This is a genomic window from Pseudoalteromonas sp. NZS37, assembly GCF_015864265.1.
Classification (GTDB): domain Bacteria; phylum Pseudomonadota; class Gammaproteobacteria; order Enterobacterales; family Alteromonadaceae; genus Pseudoalteromonas; species Pseudoalteromonas arctica.
On record NZ_JADYXL010000060.1, the window covers coordinates 1 to 817 of the forward strand.

General features: G+C 61.8%; 1 protein-coding gene and 1 pseudogene. Both read right to left on the reverse strand.

The features are described from left to right. Positions 1 to 452, reverse strand: a 452-nt coding sequence (locus I6F47_RS20400) for a 3'-5' exonuclease (protein WP_197184470.1), incomplete at its 3' end; no start/stop codon positions are given. 81 nt (positions 453 to 533) lie between these two features. Then, positions 534 to 817: pseudogene (locus I6F47_RS20405) on the reverse strand (DNA polymerase); the annotation flags it as partial.

Sequence of the window (817 nt, forward strand, 5' to 3'; positions counted from 1 at the left end):
TACTCGATGGCCGAGTACATGTTGCGCACGGTCCGAAAATCTCTTTCATTTGTCCAGTACCAAGGCGTCTTGATGTCGGCGCGCTTGTAGGCCCCGCCGACGATGGTCAGATCGAACGCATTCGAGTTGCCCCATGGGCGCACGTCCTCGTGGCGGCAGGTCTCTTTGATCCAGTCGCTGAAGTCCTGCAGCACCTTGCGGATGTCCTGCCCGTTGAAGCGCACGCCGTGGCGAGCCTCATCGCTCTGCCCCAGCCACCACAGGAACGCGGACGGGTCGATGGTGCCACCATCGCGCACGCTGGTCGCCAGGTGCACGGTGCGCAGGAACGTGGGGCCCAGGGTCTGCGTCTTCATATCGAAGAACACTGCGCCGATGGACATCAGCGCTCCGGTGGGCGGGAGGCCCGCAGTCTCTGTATCAATCATGAGATCGAAAAATTGGGTGGTCATATCAGCCCTTGTAGTAGCGNGGTGGGCGGGAGGCCCGCAGTCTCTGTATCAATCATGAGATCGAAAAATTGGGTGGTCATATCAGCCCTTGTAGTAGCGAGTGGTTTCAAACCCGGCGGCCGAGAGCGGCAGGCCCGGGGCCCAGTCGGGGTTCGTGGACAGGATCGCCACGAGGCCGTCTGCGTCGTATTCAGGGGTGTCGGGCACTTCGGTCAAGCCTTCGTCGTGCACGCTGAGGACGGGCAGGTATCCCTTGTCCTCGGCCACTTGCAGCGCTGGCGCCAGGATGTCGCGCGAGGTGGTTTGGCAGACGTTGCCGGTCATCTTGCCTCCATGTGTGAACACCTTCACCCACTGCCGCGTGG